A 17860-nucleotide genomic window follows, 5' to 3' on the forward strand; every position below is an offset into this window, starting at 1 on the left:
GATCGGTTGGTTATCTGAACAAAGGATCAAGAACCAGTGGCGAGGCAGGAATAGTATGGAGCAGGAATAGTACGGGGCAGAACATAGTATGGAGCAGAAATAACAGTATGCTCACTCCGCCTCAGCGTACTAGTCGTCGGGAAATTGCCAGCACGAAATGTGTTCTACGCTGGTGCTGCCGCAACAACACGCTTCCTGCGTTGATGCCACCCATTCGCGATCGCAACGACGGCAATGGCACAGGATATTGTGCAGGTTGGCCGCCGCAATGCGGAGTTGCCATTCGTGCAGTTCAGCCGGATCGAGCTGTCGGGGAATCTCTGACATAGTACTCCGGTAATTCGCAATGGATATAGTTCGCGATGGAAATCTAGCGACAAAAAGTACGGTATCTTCTACCTATTGCAACAGACAAGGCAGACCCTGACGGAATAGGATCGAAATGTAAGCGATTTCTACCGTTAAAGCAAGACAGCATTTGTTGACTGGGTAAGGAGGATACTGAATGCAAAGCACATACGACACAGACAAACGCAAGTTACTATCGTCTTTGTGTCATGGGTCGATTTTCTTGAGTTCGTTGCTGGTGTCGATTGGCATCCCCATCGCCATTCTGGTTGTCTCAGAAGACCCAGTTGTGAAAGAGAACGCTAAAGAAGCCATCAATTTTCACCTCAACGTCTGGCTGTATGGGCTGATCCTGGTACCGTTGTCGTTTATTACGTTTGGGTTGGCTGGTGGCATTTGGTGGTTGGTGCATTGGGGGCTTAGCATTTGGGCAATTACCCATTGTTTGCGTACTCCCGAAACGGCCTTCCGCTATCCGTTTATTTTCCGCGTGGTCTAAACCAGCGGATTCCCGAAGATTCTGCAAAACTAAATAACTGTAAGGGTAGGGGCGGTTCACGGATCGCCCCTATTGATTTGGAGTTCCTGGCGCATCTAGCCAGCGATCGCCAACCCGTCTGCCCTCGGCTCAGAGGCGGCTACAAGGGCACCCTTCTGCCGCAAAATAATTTGTCCTTTGCCAAATTGCTGTCCTTCTGCCGTGGTTTGGATCTGGTGGCCGCGATCGCTCAAGCCCAATGCCACCGATCGGGGTACAGTTTGCTCTAACAGTACCGATCGCCCAGACAAAAATTGCCAGCGAGGGGCATCCAATGCCGCTTGCGGATTCATGCCGTAGTCTCTTAGATTCACCGCTACCTGTAGATGCCCCTGGGGTTGCATGTGCCCACCCATGACACCAAATGGCCCCAGTGGTTCGTTGCCCTGCGTTAGAAACGCCGGAATGATGGTGTGGAATGGTCGTTTTCCTGATCCAGCCAGGTTGGGATGTCCGGGTGCTAGCGAGAAGCCCATTCCCCGATTTTGCAGGGCAATGCCCGTTCCCGGAACCAGAATACCGCTGCCAAATCCTTCGTAGTTGGACTGAATAAAGGACACCATCACATCCTGATCGGCTGCTGCTACATAAACAGTTCCACCCGTCAAAAAGCCAGTTTGAGCCAGCATGGCACGATCGCCAATCAGGTTTCGCCGCTCTGCCGCATAGGTTTTGTCGAGCAGATGCTCGGTTGCTAGCGTCATCCAATCTGGATCGGCCACATGCTGCTGCACATCGGCAAAGGCTAGCTTCATGGCTTCAATTTGCAGATGATAGCTCTGAAGCGAGTCGCGCGGATATTGAGCCAACTCTAACCCTTCCAAAATATTCAACGCCATCAGGGCGGCAATGCCCTGCCCGTTAGGCGGAATTTCCCACACCGTCAGGTCACGGTAGGTGGTCGAGATCGGGTCTACCCACAGCGGTTGGTGGGTCTTTAAATCTTCTAGCGTCAGTAAGCCCTCGGTATCTGCCGCAAAAGCGGCCATTTTTTCTGCCAGGCTGCCCCGATAAAAGCTTTCTCCTCCCGTGGCGGCAATCTGACGCAGGGTTGCTGCATGGGCAGGGCTGCCCCACATCTCTCCGGCGCGTGGAGCGCGATCGCCCCCAAAAAAGACTTGCTTTAAGGGCTGAAAAGACTTGCCCGTTTGCCTGACAAACAGTGATTCGGCATGTATCCAGGCTCGTGCCGTTTCGGGAGACACCGGGAAGCCGTCTTCGGCATACCGAATGGCTGGGGCAAAGAGCTGTTCAAACGGCAGCTTTCCCCAACGTTCCCAGAGCGATCGCCATGCTGACACTGCTCCTGGCACGGTAACAGGCAGCCAACCCAGTTGAGGTACCGTGTCATAGGCCGAGAAGTGGTCGGGTGTTAACGCTTTAGGACTTTTTCCCGACGCGTTTAGCCCATGCAGATGCCCATCCCAAACCAGCGCAAAGGCATCGGAGCCAATGCCGTTAGAGGTGGGTTCCACGACCGTGAGGGCGATCGCCATTGCCAGCGCCGCATCGACCGCATTTCCGCCCGCCCAAAACATCTCCATTCCGGCCAGCGTCGCCAACGGTTGACTGGTTGCCGCTGCATACCGAGAACCCATAATGACACGGCGACCAGACGGATAGGGATAATCGGTGAGATTAACGTGCAAAACCATAGGGCTTGGTGTGGCTGTGGGAGGAACGCCGGGGCAATATGTAGAGGCTTATTCTACCGCCTGAGGGATTGCCTCAGGTCAAACTTGCTGCGCTTAATCCTGGAAATAGCGGTGTCAGTTCTTTTTCATACTTTGCCAGGTAGTCACGAAAGGATGTGCCGCCTGTGCCGACATCGACACCGACTAACTTGAGTTGCTGTACGGCTAACCCTAAGTGATGACGATGAAATCGGGTTTGTAGCTCGTCATAGGTCTTTAAATCGTTCAGTACTGCTTTGGCGTAGGGATGCTGTTGTAATTCCAGCAGTTTTTCCGCCAATGGTTTGCCTGGTGCCCGATCGAGTAAAGCCTGGTAGTAATGCGCCAGATTATGCTGCTGATACTGGTCAAACCAGTGAGCCAGGTTGGCTCCATACTGGCGATCGAATGCTGTTTCAGCCACATGGGGCGTGCCTTGAGCGTTATTTGTGCCGCCCTCCCAATATTTATGCACTCCGCTCATAATCTCCAGTCGGCGAAACTGAAACGACTGAAAGCCGCTGGTGGGGCCAATGCTGGTGCGAAATTCGGCAAATGCTCGCATGGTTCCCAAAATGGGCATTGTGCCCACAGCCACCTCATACAGCTTCAACACCCGTTGAAAGAAGTAGCACGCTTCACTGGTATCGCCAATGATGGCATTGCTTGGGGCTTGTAAGGCCGTCTCGATCGCCTCCAGAACGCGATCGAGGTCGATGATCATCTGGTTAAACGCCAACTCACAAATTTGATGCACCGCGATAAATAAATCCTCATCCTGAGACGCTGTAAGCGGGCGTTTACACTGAAGCAGTGCTTCTAGATCGTGATAGCTCCAATAATGGTTTTGCGTCACATCCAGGTTTGGATCTAAAGGCGGCAACGGTTGGGGGTGGTATGGAGTAGACACAGGACAGAACTCTCATTTGCTGATGGTGTGCGTTTGCTGAGGTTGAACCGTATGGTATGCACCCACAGTCACCCCTGTTCACCAGCCATTTCAGGCCAAATTGGGTTCAGCCCGATGTGAGGCGAGCGATCGCTCGTTCAATAGGTAGATGAACTAGACTGAAGAATCACTTACCTTACACTAGGTTTGTGCAACCCATCATCTAACGGTGCAATGTCCAAACGGCAAACACTCTATGCATTAGCATCCAGAGTATCCAGGCTACCCTTCAAGCTGTGTAGCCTTTGATGCACTCGTTCGCTAACATTACCAACCTTGCTGTACCGCAATCCGATTCAGATGACTATCTATAAACGGAGCAAACACCAGGTTAGAGGCAAACGCCGGAGCCATACTGCAATTCAAGTGGTTTTGGGGGCAACCTTTTTCTTCGTTGTACCCTTCACCCATTTCAGCGCATTAGGACAGATCGGTCCGATCCGAGACTTTCTGCCGTCCGAATTAGGCCGATTCGATATCCGCCCACCTGAACTCAGCAATTTTTTAGACTCAGATACGACAGGAGTGGAACGAGGTGATGTGAGGCTCGATGGGCGCTATCTCTTCACGATCGCGGCTCGCGTCAATGCTCCCACCTCAGTTTCAGTTGAGCAACGGGTCGCTACCGTTGAAAGCCGACTGCAACGGATTCTCGATAGTGACTTTGATCCAGACACCTTAGAAGTTACGGTCGAAGAAGTTAGTTCCGAAACCGCTGATGCCCAAACCATTACACAGCCCGTCATCTACGCTACCTATGACAGCATTGAAGAACCGTTAGAAATTCTCACCATCACTTATCTGGATGCAACCGTGAATGGTACGGATGCGGCAAGCAGTTTAGCACAGGTATTCAGCACCCTGATTGAGGAAGCGCTAATCAGAGCACAAGCCGAGCGGCAACCCGCGTTTCTGCGGCGACAAGGACTGGTTGCGGGTGGCGTTATTTTAACCCTGGGCGTTGGCAGCCTCATTATTACGGCGTTTCAACGGCGGCTACAAACGGAACGCCGTAACCTCGACAGCCAGTTTCGAGCGGATACCGTTCGCCTATCTAGCACTACCGAATCGGCAGATGCTGTCATGACGGCACTACTGCAACAGCAGATGGCTATTCGTCAGCGGCTTAGCGTCAATGATATTCAACGGCGTTTAGCCCAAGTAAGCCAACTGATTATCTGGAGTGGCGGTCTTTTCTTTGCCCTGGGGCTTTTTCCCTACACGCGTCTTCTACAGCCCATTATCATTACGCTCATTCGTTACCCTATCCGCATTCTGGGTGTGGTTTTAGGCACTTACTTAACGGTTCGGTTCAGCGCTGTTCTGGTCGATCGCTTTTTTTGGGTGTTACAGAACAGCACCAGCTTTTCGACAGACGCTCCTCAACGGCTCGTGTTGCGATTTTCCACCTTCTCAAGAGTGGTAAAAGCAAGCAGTGCTGTAATCCTGGTGGGAATTGGCTTTATCACTGCACTTGCGGTAATTGGCATTGAAGTTGGCCCACTGCTGGCCGGTGCTGGAATCGTGGGTGTGGCTATTTCATTTGCCTCTCAAAGCTTAGTCAAAGACATCATTAACGGCTTCTTTATCTTGCTAGAAGACCAGTACGGCGTGGGTGATGTGATCGTTGTAGATGAGGTTGCAGGGTTGGTCGAAAACCTGAACCTGCGGATTACCCAACTGCGAAACGAAGAAGGGCGTTTAATTACCATTCCCAACAGTGCGATTACGATCGTCCAGAACCTATCAAAGGAATGGTCGCGGGTGGATTTGATGATCAACGTTGGCCATAGTGCCAACATTGATGACGCGCTGGAGTTGATCAACCGCGTTGCCAAAGAGATGAGCCGCGATCGCCTCTGGAAGGAACTCATTCTCGAATCACCGTCTCTATTGGGAGTTGAGAAGCTCGATCATACGGGCGCAACGGTGCGGCTGTGGATCAAAACTCGACCCTTAAAACAGTGGGATGTAGCCCGTGAATATCGTCGCCGTCTCAAGATTGCCTTTGATGAAGCAGGTATTCCAATTGGAATTCCCCAACAGTCGCTCATGTTTACAAGCTCGCTGGATCTCAAGGGCGAACTGAAAAATGCGATCGCCAGTAACGGCTATTCAGAACCGAAGGACTTGAAACGGGCAGAGCAGCAACCAGACTCGTTTAAGCCGTAGCGGCGTCTGGCTATCTAACCAGCAGCGTAGAGACTTGACGATTGGCCAAGTCTCTACGGCACCAGCTACACCGCAGCAAACGCCCGTTCAAGCGCCTGTAATGCCTGGTCAACCTCGCTCTCTGATACAATCAGCGGCGGCACGAACCGCACCACTTTTGGCCCAGCCGGAACTAGCAATAATCCCTCAGCCATCGCTGCTTTAACCACATCACCTGAGGTTAAGGCCACATCAGGGTTAAGCACCATACCATTGATCAGTCCCCAGCCCCGAACGGCAACAACTTGGTCGGAATGCGATTGGGCGATCGCTTTTAACCCTGCCCTTAGCTGCTCACCCCGTGCCTGCACATTAGCCAACAGGTTCTCCTGTTCCAGCAGTTGGCATACGCTCAGTGCGACCCCTGCTGCAAATGGATTACCACCAAACGTGCTGGCATGGTCACCCGGTTGAAACACATCGCAAAACGACTTACACAGCAACGCGCCAATCGGGATGCCACCCCCCAGTCCCTTCGCAGAGGTGAAAATGTCGGGTTCAATTCCCAACTGTTCATATCCCCAGTAGCGGCCTGAACGCCCCATCCCAACCTGAACTTCATCCAGAATCAGCAAAATGCCTTTTTCATCGCAGATTTGTCGAATTCGCTGGAAATAAGCCTGATCACCAGGACAAACGCCCCCTTCCCCTTGCAACGCCTCCAGCATAATGGCGGCTACCTGCCGCTCATCGCTATCGAGCTGGGCGATCGTGGCTTCCAATGCGGCAATATCGTTGTACGGAACGTATGCAAAACCTGGCATCAACGGGTCAAAATTCTTTTGATACTTCGGCTGCCCCGTTGCGGTAATAGTTGCCAGCGTTCGTCCGTGGAAGCTGGCATGAGCCGTGAGAATCACCGGATGTTGAATTCCCAAAACGGTATGGGCATATTTGCGAGCCAGCTTGATTGCACTCTCATTGGCCTCAGCCCCCGAGTTACAAAAGAAAGCGCGATCGGCACACGAATGCTGTACCAGCCACTGCGCCAGTTGGCCTTGCTCCTGGATGTAGTACAAATTTGAGACATGATGCAGCGTTTGAATTTGCCGAGTGACTGCCTCCACCATCACGGGATGGGCGTGCCCCAAGGTGCAAGTAGCAATCCCAGCTACAAAGTCCAGGTACTCGCGTCCTTCCGTATCCCAAACTCGACATCCCGCCCCTCGCTCTAACACCAACGGGAATCGAGCATAGGTCGCCATGACGTATGCATCAAAGTCGGCTGGTGTGAACGGAGAGGAAGGGGTTGCTACAGAGGGGACTTGAACGAGTGTGTCTGGACTCACTGGCTATTCCTCATGTCAAAAAGGGCACTGCAAAAGGAGCAACGTATCTAAACCTGTTCTAATTTGGGTTCAAACAAACCGTTTCCTTTAAAGCTAAATCTTAGGGCAGTTTTTTCGATACGGCTACGGCTCCTGCAACCGTTTTGTGCCTCGAATACCGTAAAAGTGGGCTGAAATGGCTACGGTTTGCTGGACAATGTCATGATTTAGCCAAATTGGCTGTATCTCAACGGCACGCTACAGCCATTGGGTTACGGCTTCTGTTTCGATTTTTGGTTCGATCGCTGCTCAAATCGAAATAGCCACACCATCAGTGCTACGACTCCAATCTGTAAGGCAAAGTTAGGGAAGGCCGCATTTACGTCCCGTCCAGCCAGCAGTTGCATCAAGAAGATAAAGGCTCCAATTAACCCAGAGGCACCAAAGGCCGCATAGATGAACTGTCGTAACCCTCGATATGGTGCTTTCAGTTCTGCCTTAAGCCGAGCATAATCGTCGGGGCTTAACTGACTTGCCCTGGTTGGTTTGGGCGACTGGTTGGGCGTTGAATCTTTCATGGAATGCGTTGATACCTGTTGCGGCTACCTTCTTGTAGCTTAGGGCAGCCATACAGTCTTTACCACAATCCTCGTTTGCCGCTGGGATGAACCGTGGCCCAGTTCGTTCGGGCGGTGGCGAGCTGCTCATCCGATATTTTTGCCCCAGTCAGGTCAGAGCCGCATAAGTTAGCCCCCCGCAAGTTGGCGTGACTGAGGTAGGCATAGCTCAAATCTGCCCCTCGCAAATCTGCCCCTTGCAGATCGGCATGGCTCAGATATGCCCGTGCCAGGTTGGCATTCTTGAGAACGGCCTGGTTTAAGCTAGCGCGACCGAAATCGGCGTTAAACAGGTTAGCGCCCTGAAAATTGGCCTTTTGCAGCTTAGATTGATGGAAATTAGCGCCCGCTAAGCCCGCCCGTTGCAGATTTAGCAAGCTGAGGTCATGGGAGGTGAAATCTCGCTGCCCTTTGCCGTAGGCCAGCAGCACATCGCCCGCCCCAAGTTTTGGCATTAATGTGGTGGAGCCCGTCGAGTCGCCGCCGGAGGAACTCGATCGCAGCGTTGTTGGCTGCAAGGCTGTAGATCGGGAGGTAGAGGAGGGCAGCCCGTGGGCGATCGCACGGCGACGGGGCGAACCTGGCTGTAAACTCGTTGCCTCAGACGATGACTTTGACTGCCTTGCTCGAATGGCCGCTGCCATGCGGGCTGAAGGGGATGAGTGAGAAGAGCTGGGCAGCGAATCATCGATCGTGCCAGCAGAATGGAAGTCGCTTGCATGGGAGCGGCTGGCTTGCGTCACCATACTTTGAGCCAAACTATCCAGATACGGTTCCAGATCTAAGGCTCGAAGCACCTCGCCCGCATTCTGGTAGCGATGGCGAACGGATACCTCCAGCATTTTACGCAGCACAGCCGCAAAATGATCGCTGACCTGGACATAGTCTTGCCAGATCATTTCTCCGGTAGAGGGGTCGTAATCTAAATCCTTGGGGGATTTGCCGGTCAACAAGTAGATACAAGTAACCCCCAATGCATAGAGGTCGCTGGCATACACCGGACGCATTGCCATCTGCTCTGGAGGGGCATAACCTGGAGTACCGATGGCATACGCTGTGAGTGCGGTTTGCTCGGTAGCCCCGGCTCGTTCTGGGTTGACTTGGTCTTTGACTGCGCCAAAGTCGATTAAAACCAGCTTTTTGTCTTGAGTGCGGCGAATTAAGTTGGCCGGTTTGATGTCTCGATGAATCACCTGCTGGCTGTGGATATATTGCAACATCGGCAGGAGTTCGCTCAAAAATTGCTTGACTCCTGTTTCACTAAACGGCCCAGACCGCTTAACTTCTTGTTGCAGGGTAGAACCACTGATATATTCTTGAACCAGGTAAAACTCCTGGTTGGCCTCAAAGTAATCCAAGAGGCGAGGCACCTGAGGATGGTTGCCAATTTTACCCAGCGTCTTAGCTTCTCGCTTAAATAGCTCCCGTGCCATTTGCAACACGTGCGGCGATGGAGCGGCTGGACGAAGCTGCTTAATTACACAATAGGGGCTACCGGGAAGCGCCTCGTCTTTAGCGAGGAATGTCGCTCCAAAACCGCCATGCCCTAAAGATTGGAAGACACGGTAGCGATCGCGCAATAGTAAGCTGCCACCGCAAGCCTGGCATAGCTCAGTGTGGACTAAGTTCTCTGGATTGGGACAAGCTGGATTCAAGCAGTAGCTCATGCGGTATCACTCGCTTTGTCGATCGCCTGGTGTCGTTGGTCACAGCGTTAGCTTTTCGACACCCTATTGTAATTATCCTTCCAACAAAGGCGAGTTGAAGCGCCATTCTTGCGGGAAATCTCTTAAAGAGTTGCTAAAGATAACGTCGTATTCGTTTAAGGCGGGATGAATGCCGATAAATTCACGGGGCGGCACTGCATTAGATAACACCATGACTGAGCAATGTGGATGAATCTGAACGCGATCGATCAACGCTCGCATTCTTGATTGTTCAAACTTCTATCCCATTTCAGGCGGAGGTGGGCGATGGGTCAGACCCCCTGTTCACCCAGTTCAGTAGGTGATGCAAGCCCACGAATGGTTTTGGGAGCTATTTGGAGGCAGGAAATAACTAAATTCCCTGACGCTCAATTCACCTTTCGTCCGGAGTTTCTTTGCTCAGGACATCTAAAGGTATAGATTTCTGACAAATTTTAAGGGCGATCGCCGCTGAAACAATGCAATCAAGCAATCCGTAGAGATTTGTAAATACTGGTGGGGTGCCGATGGTTTGGAGAGTAGGCGATCGCCCTGCTGCTATCGACTCAAACCTGAAGCAATGAACATTGAGCGATAGAATTGATGAGGCAAACCAGAACGATTAAGAGCAACCGAGGGGAAAACGAGCGGTGCGTATCTCTTTAAATTGGCTACGGGAATTAGTAGACATTGCAATGACCCCAGAAGAGTTAGCTGACGCGCTAACGATGGCCGGGTTTGAAGTAGAGGAGATTGAAGACCGCCGCACCTGGGCTGATGGGGTTGTCGTTGGCAAGGTGATAAGCCGAGACCCCCACCCCAACGCTGATAAGCTGAGCGTTTGTCAGGTTGATATCGGGGCAGATACTCCCTCCACGATTGTGTGTGGGGCGGCCAACGTCAAAGCCAACATCTACGTACCGGTGGCAACGATTGGCACCTATTTGCCCAAGATTGATCTTAAAATCCGCCCCCGCAAGCTGCGAGATGTGCCGTCGGAAGGCATGATTTGCTCTCTGGCTGAAGTTGGGTTAGAGAAAGACTCTGACGGAATTCACATTTTTCCGCACGCTACGCTTCAGGTGGGCAGCGATGCCCGTCCGCTGTTGGGCTTAGATGATGTTGTGCTGGATCTGACCTCAACAGCCAACCGCGCTGATGCTTTGAGCATGGTTGGGGTGGCTAGGGAAATTTCTGCCATTACAGGCGCAACCTTACGCCTGCCAGAGATTGCCGAGAGTTCGGTTCAGCCGGAGTCGGTGGTGTTGTCGGTTAAGGTGGCAGAACCTCAAGCGTGTCCTATTTATATTGGCACTCTAATTGAGAATCTTAAGATTGGCCCCTCCCCGGAGTGGTTGCAGCGGCGGCTACAGGCAGCAGGTACCCGCTCGATCAATAACATTGTGGACATCACAAACTATGTGATGTTGGAGTGGGGGCAGCCGCTCCATGCGTTTGACTTCGATCGCCTCAAATCTGAGACGGGCAGCAAGACGTTAACCATTGGTGTACGGTTTGCCCATGCTGGAGAAACGCTGACAACGTTAGATAGTCAAACCCGGACGCTGACTGAGCAAACGTTGCTGATTACCGCCAACGACCAGCCAGTTGCCCTTGCTGGAGTAATGGGGGGAGAAACAACGGAGGTGTATGGCGATACCAGGAACTTAATGCTGGAAGCGGCGTTGTTTGACTCGGCGGCAATTCGGCGTTCTGCTCGATCCCAAGGATTACGAACCGAGGCATCGGCTCGGTATGAGCGTGGGGTCAATCAGGTTGAACTGAGTGTGGCCTGTCGGCGGGCGCTGCAACTCTTTTCTGAATTGGCTGGTGGGGTGGTTGGTGTACAGGCGATCGCCGATGCAACCGCAGGCCAAGCCGCAGCGACTCGCACTATTGAGCTACGGCTAGAGCGAGTTAACCAGGTGTTAGGCCCAATTGATCTAAGTACTGACGATCTTTCTCCGGTCTCTTCGACCAAAGACACAGATGACGAAACGATTGGAGAACTGCAAGCAGAGGATATCGAGCGGATTCTTGCGGCATTGGGGTGCAGCCTCACCCCTGCTGCCCAAGAGCATGTTTGGACGGTAACAGTGCCGCCGTATCGCTATCGAGATCTAGAGCGCGAGATTGACTTAATTGAAGAGATTGCGCGGCTCTACGGCTACAACAATTTCTGTGACACGCTGCCCAGTAAAACAGAACCGGGTTATCTCACGGTTGAAGAATCGCTAACGCGCAATTTGCGGGCAGCCTTACGGGCAGTGGGTTTAACAGAGGTGATGCATTATTCGCTGGTGAAGGCGGAAGCGGAAAACCAAATTACGCTGGCCAATCCGCTCTTTGTTGAATACTCTGCCCTGCGGACTGAGCTACTGACTGGCTTGATCGATGCGTTTCAGTACAACTTAGAACAGGGCAACGGTTCGCTAAATGCCTTTGAAATTGGGCGCGTTTTTTGGCGGGAAGAAGATGGGCTAAACGAGACTGATATTGTTGCTGGCATTATGGGTGGCGATCCTGGCCAGGGTCGATGGGTTCGCAGTGGCCGTGAACAGCCGATGTCCTGGTTTGAGGCCAAGGGGATGCTGGAAAGCGTGTTTGTGCGCCTGGGGTTAGAGGTTGAGTATCAGCCCGATCGCCGCAATTCACAGTTGCATCCTGGACGCACCGCATCGTTGTGGGTGCGAGGTAGTCGGCTGGGTACGTTTGGTCAACTGCACCCGTCGCTACGGCAGCAGCGAGGATTGCCAGACGAAGTATATATCTTCGAGATGAACCTGGATGTGATTCTGGATCAGCTCGATCAGGACACGTTGTTGGCACCGACTTTCAAGCCTTACTCAACCTATCCCCCCTCCGATCGCGACATTGCTTTCTTTGCGCCTATGCAGGTATCGGTTGCAGAACTGGAGCGGCTGATTAAAAAGGCCGGTGGCTCCTTGCTGGAGTCGGTGGAGCTGTTCGACGAATACCGAGGCGAAAACGTTCCCGAAGGCAAACGCAGTTTGGCGTTTCGGTTAGTGTATCGGGCGGGCGATCGCACCTTGACCGATGAGGACGTTGAACCGATTCATCAAAACGTTCGGGATGCGCTGATCGAAAAGTTCAGTGTGGTTCCCAGAAGTTAACCCTCAGCCGACAAGGAGGGTATTTGCCTGGAGAGATACCCTCCTGTTCTATCTCACCGTCCACTCTTGTTCAATCGCTGCGACTGAATCTATGCCGAAATATGTGATGTGGGGAAGCTATTGCGAGGACGTGCTGGAAAAGCGGGCACCACACCGTCAGGCACACTTAGATCGATTGGCTGCACTGAAACAGGCCGGGACGTTGATCACCCTTGGTCCTACTCAAGACCTGACTCAAGTGTTTGGCGTGTATGAAGCTGAGGATGAAACGGCTGTGCGTCGGTTCGTCGAAGATGACCCCTATTGGCAATATGGAATTTGGACGGAGTACAGCATCAAAGAATGGATTCAAGCTTTCTAACTCACTGGCTCCTGGCATCGAGTGCGAGTACCTGCTTGCAAAATGTTAATGCTGTCTGTAAGTTGCTGGTTTGGTGTGGGTAGGCGATCGCCGGACGATCCACAATCACTAGCTTGACTCCCAGTGCAGCCGCCACCTGCCGTTTCACCGCTTCTCCACCGGCAACACCCGATGCCTTGGTAACCACGGTTGAAATGTGCCACTGTTGCCACAGCGCCGTTTCTAGTTCAGCCACGATGGGTGGACGGATGGCAATCAGGCGATCGGGCGTAAAGCCTGCGGCCAGTGCCGCTTCTAGTGCCGTGGCGGATGGCAAAATTCGGGCAAACAAAGTCGCGGCCTGCTGCCAGGGCTGAAACTGTTGTAAGCGGCGGTAGCCCATCGTCAACAGTACCCGTTCACCTTGAAGCACATGGCTGGCAAGCAACGCATCAACGGTTTCAAAGTGCTGTACCTCTGAATCGGCGGGTTCCTGCTCGTTCCAGCTTTGCCGTTCGTAGCGAAGATAGGGAAGGTGGTGGGTCGTGGCGGCTGCGATCGCCAATTCTGACACCGCTGCTGCAAAGGGATGGGATGCATCTAAAATAGCGCTAACCCGCTGCAATTTCAGGAATGAAGCCATCTGTTCTGCGGTCAGGGTGCCCACCCAAATCCGCAAGCCTGGAACCGATGGATAAAGCGATCGCGCCTGTTCTGTGGTAACGGTAACTACACAGGGAAGGTGAGCCTGCACGATCGCCCTTGCAAGCTGAGCGCTTTCCTGCGTTCCACCAATGAGCCAAAGCGATGGGCGTGCCGCCATGAGGGGGTCAGGCAAAGCGCACGGTATACAGTTGAAACAGCTCTCCTGGCTGCTTTTTGACTATCTTGGCTCCTGCCATTTGAATCGTCTTTTGCCAGTCTGCTAACGGTTCCAGAAAGACCTCAGATCCCAAATACATTTCTAAAATCGCCCAATTTTCTGCAATTGGGGATTCTGTATCGATAACGTCGAAGACAAATACACCGTCTGGCTTCAACACACGCTTCACTTCGGCCAGTACGTCAGACCAATACTCCAATGGGTAATAGCAGCTAAACCCGGTGGCGATCGCCAGATCAAACTGGTTCGCTTCGTAGTGCAGTTCATGGGCTGCACCAAGCTGCACGCCCTTGAACAGTTTTGAATTAAGCTGAGGGCCACGGGCATTCAGGGTGTCGCGTGCCACCGTGCTGATTTCCTGCCCGTAAAACAGCGCTTCCCAGTCGCGCCAGGGATAAATTAAGAAGCTGACCCCACAGCCAATATCCAGGCATTTTTGTTGCTTGCGCGGTTTAGCCAGTTCCCAAAAGGGTGAAGCGATTTTGGCGGCTAAAATGCCAGAGGTTCGTTCTCGAAAAATAGGCATGGCTTCCACTTCGGCTGGAAGCTCAAACGGTTCACCTTGGTAGTCTTGATTGAAGCGATGGGCGACAGTAGCGATATAACCCTGCCAATCTGCGGTGCGATCGCCCAACGACTTAAATAATTGCTGATCAGAAAAATCGGGACTTTTGGGGGGCATTCTGCTTGGGCACGTTTGGAGCAATGGATCGATTGATAGGAAACGATTGGGAAACGATACTGGAAGCTGTGAACAGTGAAAGTTGGGTGCCGCCGAGTTACAGCAACGGGTGGTGGCTTACCCAACAGTCACTATTCGTGGGTCATTGCCGGGGTTAACCTTTGAGTGCCCGATTGAAGTTCTGCCGATAGGATTTGTTAGAAGCTAATAAAACAGGCCACATTAGCGCCAGGTATAGTTTTCCCGAACTAAAATTGGTGCGGTGAAAGCCTGTCCAAAACTTCCAAATACCGCCCACATAGACAACCAATGCCGCGAATCCGAGCAAAGACATTCCCTTTCCTCCTCGACTGATGACTAGAAAACAGCGCACTCAATCGGGTGCGATATCAAGAAACTTAGAAAAAAGTAAGATTGAGTTAGGCAAGCACAAATCTGCAAGTTTACTAATCAACCATCTCCCTCAAGTTTAGAGTAGCCAATCCGCTTCCTGCCACAGGTTCAAGCAGGCTTAATACTCTGTTCCCATCTGGCGAATATATCGTTACGATCCTGGTTATAGGCATTGGCTCGCCGTAGTCAATCAGTAGCTATTAGCAAAAATCATTAGCAAAAAGAGTATGAACCTGTCAGCGTGTCAGAACTTCAGCCGTGCTAGTCAATGCAGGTCTAAACGCTGTCATCTTAAACAATGAACCCTGGTGTTGTCAGAATCGGCGCTAAGTTTTTCAAGAACGTCCAAGACGCACCTTAATAAAAATTGAACTCTAGCCCACAAGCGGAACCCGATCGCCGCTAGGAGCAAAGAGAAGCTTGATCACAAGGAGGATTTATGCGAGCAGTGCTGATGGCTGGCGGGTCAGGAACGAGACTAAGACCGTTAACCTGCGATCTGCCTAAACCGATGGTGCCCATTTTGAATCGCCCGATCGCCCAGCACATTATCAATTTGCTTCGGCGGCACCACATTACTGAAATTATTGCGACGTTGCATTATCTGCCCGACGCAATGCGCGACTATTTTCAGGATGGGAACGATTTTGGGGTACAGATTACCTACGCCGTTGAAGAAGATCAGCCGTTGGGCACCGCTGGCTGCGTTAAGAACGTTGCAGAACTATTAGACGAAACGTTTCTGGTCATTAGCGGCGACAGCATTACTGATTTTGATTTAACTGCCGCGATCGAATTCCACAAAAGTCATCACTCAAAAGCGACGCTGGTTCTGGCTCATGTGCCCAATCCAGTCGAGTTTGGTGTTGTTATTACCGATGAAAACCAGCGAATCAAGCGATTTTTAGAGAAACCGTCCAGCAGCGAGATCTTCTCCGATACGGTCAACACAGGTACTTATATTTTGGAACCAGAGGTGTTGGACTACTTGCCGCCTGAGCAAGAATCTGACTTTTCCAAGGATCTGTTTCCGCTCCTGCTGGAAAAAGGAGAGCCGATGTATGGCTACGTTGCCAAGGGCTACTGGTGTGATGTTGGCCATTTAGATGCCTACCGCGAGGCGCACTATGCTGCCTTGCAACAAAAGGTGATGCTGGAAACCGATTATGCGGAGCGATCGCCCGGTATTTGGATTGGGCAAAACACCTACATTGATGCCACTGCCACCGTTGATGCCCCTGCCCTGATTGGCAATAATTGCCGCATTGGCCCACGGGTGCAAATTGAAGCCGGAACGGTGATTGGCGACAACGTGACCATCAGTGCCGATGCCGACCTTAAGCGCCCAATTGTGTGGAACGGTGTGATTATTGGCGAAGAAGCTCATCTACGTGCTTGTGTTGCAGCCAGAGGCAGCCGTGTCGATCGCCGTGCTCATGTGCTGGAAGGGGCGATCGTTGGCTCCCTCTCCAGCGTGGGCGAGGAAGCGCAAATTAGCCCCAACGTGCGCGTTTGGCCGAGCAAAAAGATTGAACCGGGTGCCATCCTCAACATGAATCTGATCTGGGGACACGCCGCTTACCGCAACTTGTTTGGGCAACGGGGGGTTTCCGGGTTGGCTAACATTGACATCACCCCAGAGTTTGCCGTGCGGCTCGGTGCTGCTTTTGGTTCAACTCTTAAACCGGGTTCCTACGTCACTGTGTCACGGGATCAGCGCAGCATCTCGCGGATGGTGTCTCGGTCTTTAATTGCGGGGTTGATGTCTGTTGGCGTGAACGTGCAAAACCTGGAGGCGACAGCGATTCCGGTCGCTCGTGCGGTGGTGCCAACGGTGTCGGTGGCCGGGGGAATTCATGTGCGTGTTCATCCAGAGCGATCGGATCACATTCTGATCGAGTTTTTTGACCACAAAGGCATCAACCTATCTAAAGGGCGAGAGAAGAAGATTGAAGGCGCATACTTCAAGGAAGATTTCCGGCGGGCGCAGGTTCAGGAAATTGGCAACGTTGTCTATATCAACAACGCAACGGACATTTATAGCACCAGTTTCGAGCGCCACCTCAATGTTGAAGCCATTCGCCACAGCAAATCAAAGGTCGTGATCGACTACGTTTATGCGGTGTCGGGAGCCGTGTTGCCGATCTTGCTGGGTAAGTTTGGTTGCGATGCGGTTGTGTTAAACGCCAGCCTGAGCCAGACGGTGCCGTCTCCCTCCGATCGCGACGTGCTGCTGAGCCAGCTTGGGCACGTGGTAGAGGCGTTGAAAGCCAATTTAGGCGTACAGGTTTCGGCCAACGGTGAGCAGCTCATTTTAGTGGATGAATCTGGCAGCCCCATTCGAGGTGAACTGCTGACCGCCTTGATGGTGCAAATGATCTTGACCGATCATCCTCGCGGAACGGTGGTGGTGCCCGTCAACGCATCGAGTTTAGTGGAACAGATTGCCCGCCGCCATGATGGTAAGGTGCTTCGCACTAAGGCCAACCCAACCGCACTAATGGAGGCTTGCCATACTAATCCAAACGTCGTGTTGGGCGGTAGCGGCGAAATGGGCTTTATTTTTCCCCAGTTGCATCCCGGTTTTGATGCCATGTTCTGCATTGCCAAGCTGATTGAAATGCTGAATTTGCAGGAGCATGATTCGTTTGGGCACACGCCGCGCACTCTCGGCCAGATTCGAGCCGATTTGCCCTATGCTTGCCACCGCACCATGAGTATTCGCTGCCCGTGGACGGCTAAAGGCTCGTTGATGCGGCACCTAGTGGAGTCGCATCCGGCAGAAAGCCTTGACCTGACCGATGGTGTCAAAATCCTGAACCGCCAGCACGATAGTTGGGTTCTGGTGTTGCCCGATGCGGGTGAACCCCTGGTGCATCTGGTCGCCGACAGCAGCGATCGCGGTTGGGTAGACGAAACATTACGAGAATATCGGGTCTATGTGCAGGAATTTGTAGAACGCGAGCAGGGTATGGAAGACAGCAGAATGGAGAAAGTTGGGATTACTTCGTAGGTGGCTCAACTTGCCTGCTGTGGTGCCTCTCGCTAACCTGGTTTTATTCCGGCCTAAACGCGCTAGAGTACTAAACTGATACGTCCTCTCTTTTTTTTGATACAACAGTACTATCAGGCTTCGCTT

The 17860-nt window shown here is 52.3% G+C and carries 15 protein-coding genes; 5 read left to right on the forward strand and 10 right to left on the reverse strand.

From position 1 onward, the window contains the following. Positions 1-129 precede the first annotated feature (129 nt). Positions 130-327: a hypothetical protein gene (locus tag IQ268_RS03360; RefSeq protein WP_193875562.1), complete on the reverse strand. Its 198-nt coding sequence runs from the start codon at positions 325-327 to the stop codon at positions 130-132. Positions 328-505: 178 nt separating this feature from the next. Between IQ268_RS03360 and IQ268_RS03365 the strand changes: the two genes are divergently transcribed. Further along, positions 506-847, forward strand: coding sequence for a DUF4870 domain-containing protein (locus tag IQ268_RS03365; RefSeq protein ID WP_193875564.1), 342 nt, complete (start codon positions 506-508; stop codon positions 845-847). 95 nt (positions 848-942) lie between these two features. Here IQ268_RS03365 and IQ268_RS03370 read toward each other — a convergent pair whose 3' ends face one another. Beyond that, positions 943-2541 (reverse strand): gamma-glutamyltransferase family protein, encoded by a 1599-nt coding sequence (locus IQ268_RS03370; RefSeq protein WP_228035053.1) that lies wholly within the window; start codon positions 2539-2541, stop codon positions 943-945. 73 nt (positions 2542-2614) lie between these two features. Beyond that, positions 2615-3469 (reverse strand): tryptophan 2,3-dioxygenase family protein, encoded by an 855-nt coding sequence (locus tag IQ268_RS03375; protein WP_193875566.1) that lies wholly within the window; start codon positions 3467-3469, stop codon positions 2615-2617. Positions 3470-3808: 339 nt separating this feature from the next. Here IQ268_RS03375 and IQ268_RS03380 point away from each other — a divergent pair, with 339 nt between their 5' ends. After that, positions 3809-5680: a mechanosensitive ion channel family protein gene (locus IQ268_RS03380; protein ID WP_193875568.1), complete on the forward strand. Its 1872-nt coding sequence runs from the start codon at positions 3809-3811 to the stop codon at positions 5678-5680. Positions 5681-5745: 65 nt separating this feature from the next. On the opposite strand, the gene IQ268_RS03385 is transcribed toward IQ268_RS03380, so the two are convergent. From IQ268_RS03385 to IQ268_RS03400, 4 genes are all read right to left on the reverse strand, one after another. Further along, a complete protein-coding gene (locus IQ268_RS03385; protein ID WP_193875570.1) occupies positions 5746-7008 on the reverse strand; it encodes an aspartate aminotransferase family protein in 1263 nt (420 codons plus the stop codon). A 251-nt stretch (positions 7009-7259) separates the two neighbouring features. Next, on the reverse strand, positions 7260-7565 hold the full coding sequence (locus tag IQ268_RS03390) for a DUF3493 domain-containing protein (RefSeq protein ID WP_193875572.1): 306 nt from the start codon (positions 7563-7565) through the stop codon (positions 7260-7262). Positions 7566-7624: 59 nt separating this feature from the next. Then, positions 7625-9271, reverse strand: coding sequence for a serine/threonine-protein kinase (locus IQ268_RS03395; RefSeq protein WP_193875574.1), 1647 nt, complete (start codon positions 9269-9271; stop codon positions 7625-7627). A 72-nt stretch (positions 9272-9343) separates the two neighbouring features. Beyond that, positions 9344-9484, reverse strand: coding sequence for a hypothetical protein (locus IQ268_RS03400; protein ID WP_193875576.1), 141 nt, complete (start codon positions 9482-9484; stop codon positions 9344-9346). Between the two features lie 455 nt (positions 9485-9939). Here IQ268_RS03400 and pheT point away from each other — a divergent pair, with 455 nt between their 5' ends. Both pheT and IQ268_RS03410 read left to right on the forward strand, forming a co-directional pair. Beyond that, the gene (gene pheT / locus IQ268_RS03405) at positions 9940-12423 is read left to right on the forward strand and encodes a phenylalanine--tRNA ligase subunit beta (protein WP_193875578.1); all 2484 of its coding nucleotides are present in this window, start codon (positions 9940-9942) and stop codon (positions 12421-12423) included. 91 nt (positions 12424-12514) lie between these two features. Next, complete coding sequence (locus IQ268_RS03410) at positions 12515-12784, forward strand: YciI family protein (RefSeq protein ID WP_193875580.1); 270 nt, start codon at positions 12515-12517, stop codon at positions 12782-12784. 1 nt (position 12785) lies between these two features. On the opposite strand, the gene IQ268_RS03415 is transcribed toward IQ268_RS03410, so the two are convergent. The 3 genes from IQ268_RS03415 to IQ268_RS03425 all read right to left on the reverse strand — a co-directional run bounded on the left by IQ268_RS03415 (position 12786) and on the right by IQ268_RS03425 (position 14662). Continuing rightward, positions 12786-13601: a cobalt-precorrin-6A reductase gene (locus tag IQ268_RS03415; protein ID WP_228035054.1), complete on the reverse strand. Its 816-nt coding sequence runs from the start codon at positions 13599-13601 to the stop codon at positions 12786-12788. Beyond that, on the reverse strand, positions 13594-14328 hold the full coding sequence (locus IQ268_RS03420) for a class I SAM-dependent methyltransferase (protein ID WP_193875582.1): 735 nt from the start codon (positions 14326-14328) through the stop codon (positions 13594-13596). Before IQ268_RS03420 ends, IQ268_RS03415 begins: the two co-directional genes overlap by 8 nt. A gap of 154 nt (positions 14329-14482) precedes the next feature. Further along, the gene (locus IQ268_RS03425) at positions 14483-14662 is read right to left on the reverse strand and encodes a hypothetical protein (RefSeq protein WP_193875584.1); all 180 of its coding nucleotides are present in this window, start codon (positions 14660-14662) and stop codon (positions 14483-14485) included. A gap of 498 nt (positions 14663-15160) precedes the next feature. Here IQ268_RS03425 and IQ268_RS03430 point away from each other — a divergent pair, with 498 nt between their 5' ends. Further along, the gene (locus IQ268_RS03430; protein ID WP_193875586.1) at positions 15161-17734 is read left to right on the forward strand and encodes a mannose-1-phosphate guanyltransferase; all 2574 of its coding nucleotides are present in this window, start codon (positions 15161-15163) and stop codon (positions 17732-17734) included. Positions 17735-17860: the final 126 nt, after the last annotated feature.

The sequence above is a fragment of the Oculatella sp. LEGE 06141 genome (genome assembly GCF_015207605.1).
GTDB lineage: Bacteria > Cyanobacteriota > Cyanobacteriia > Elainellales > Elainellaceae > Oculatella.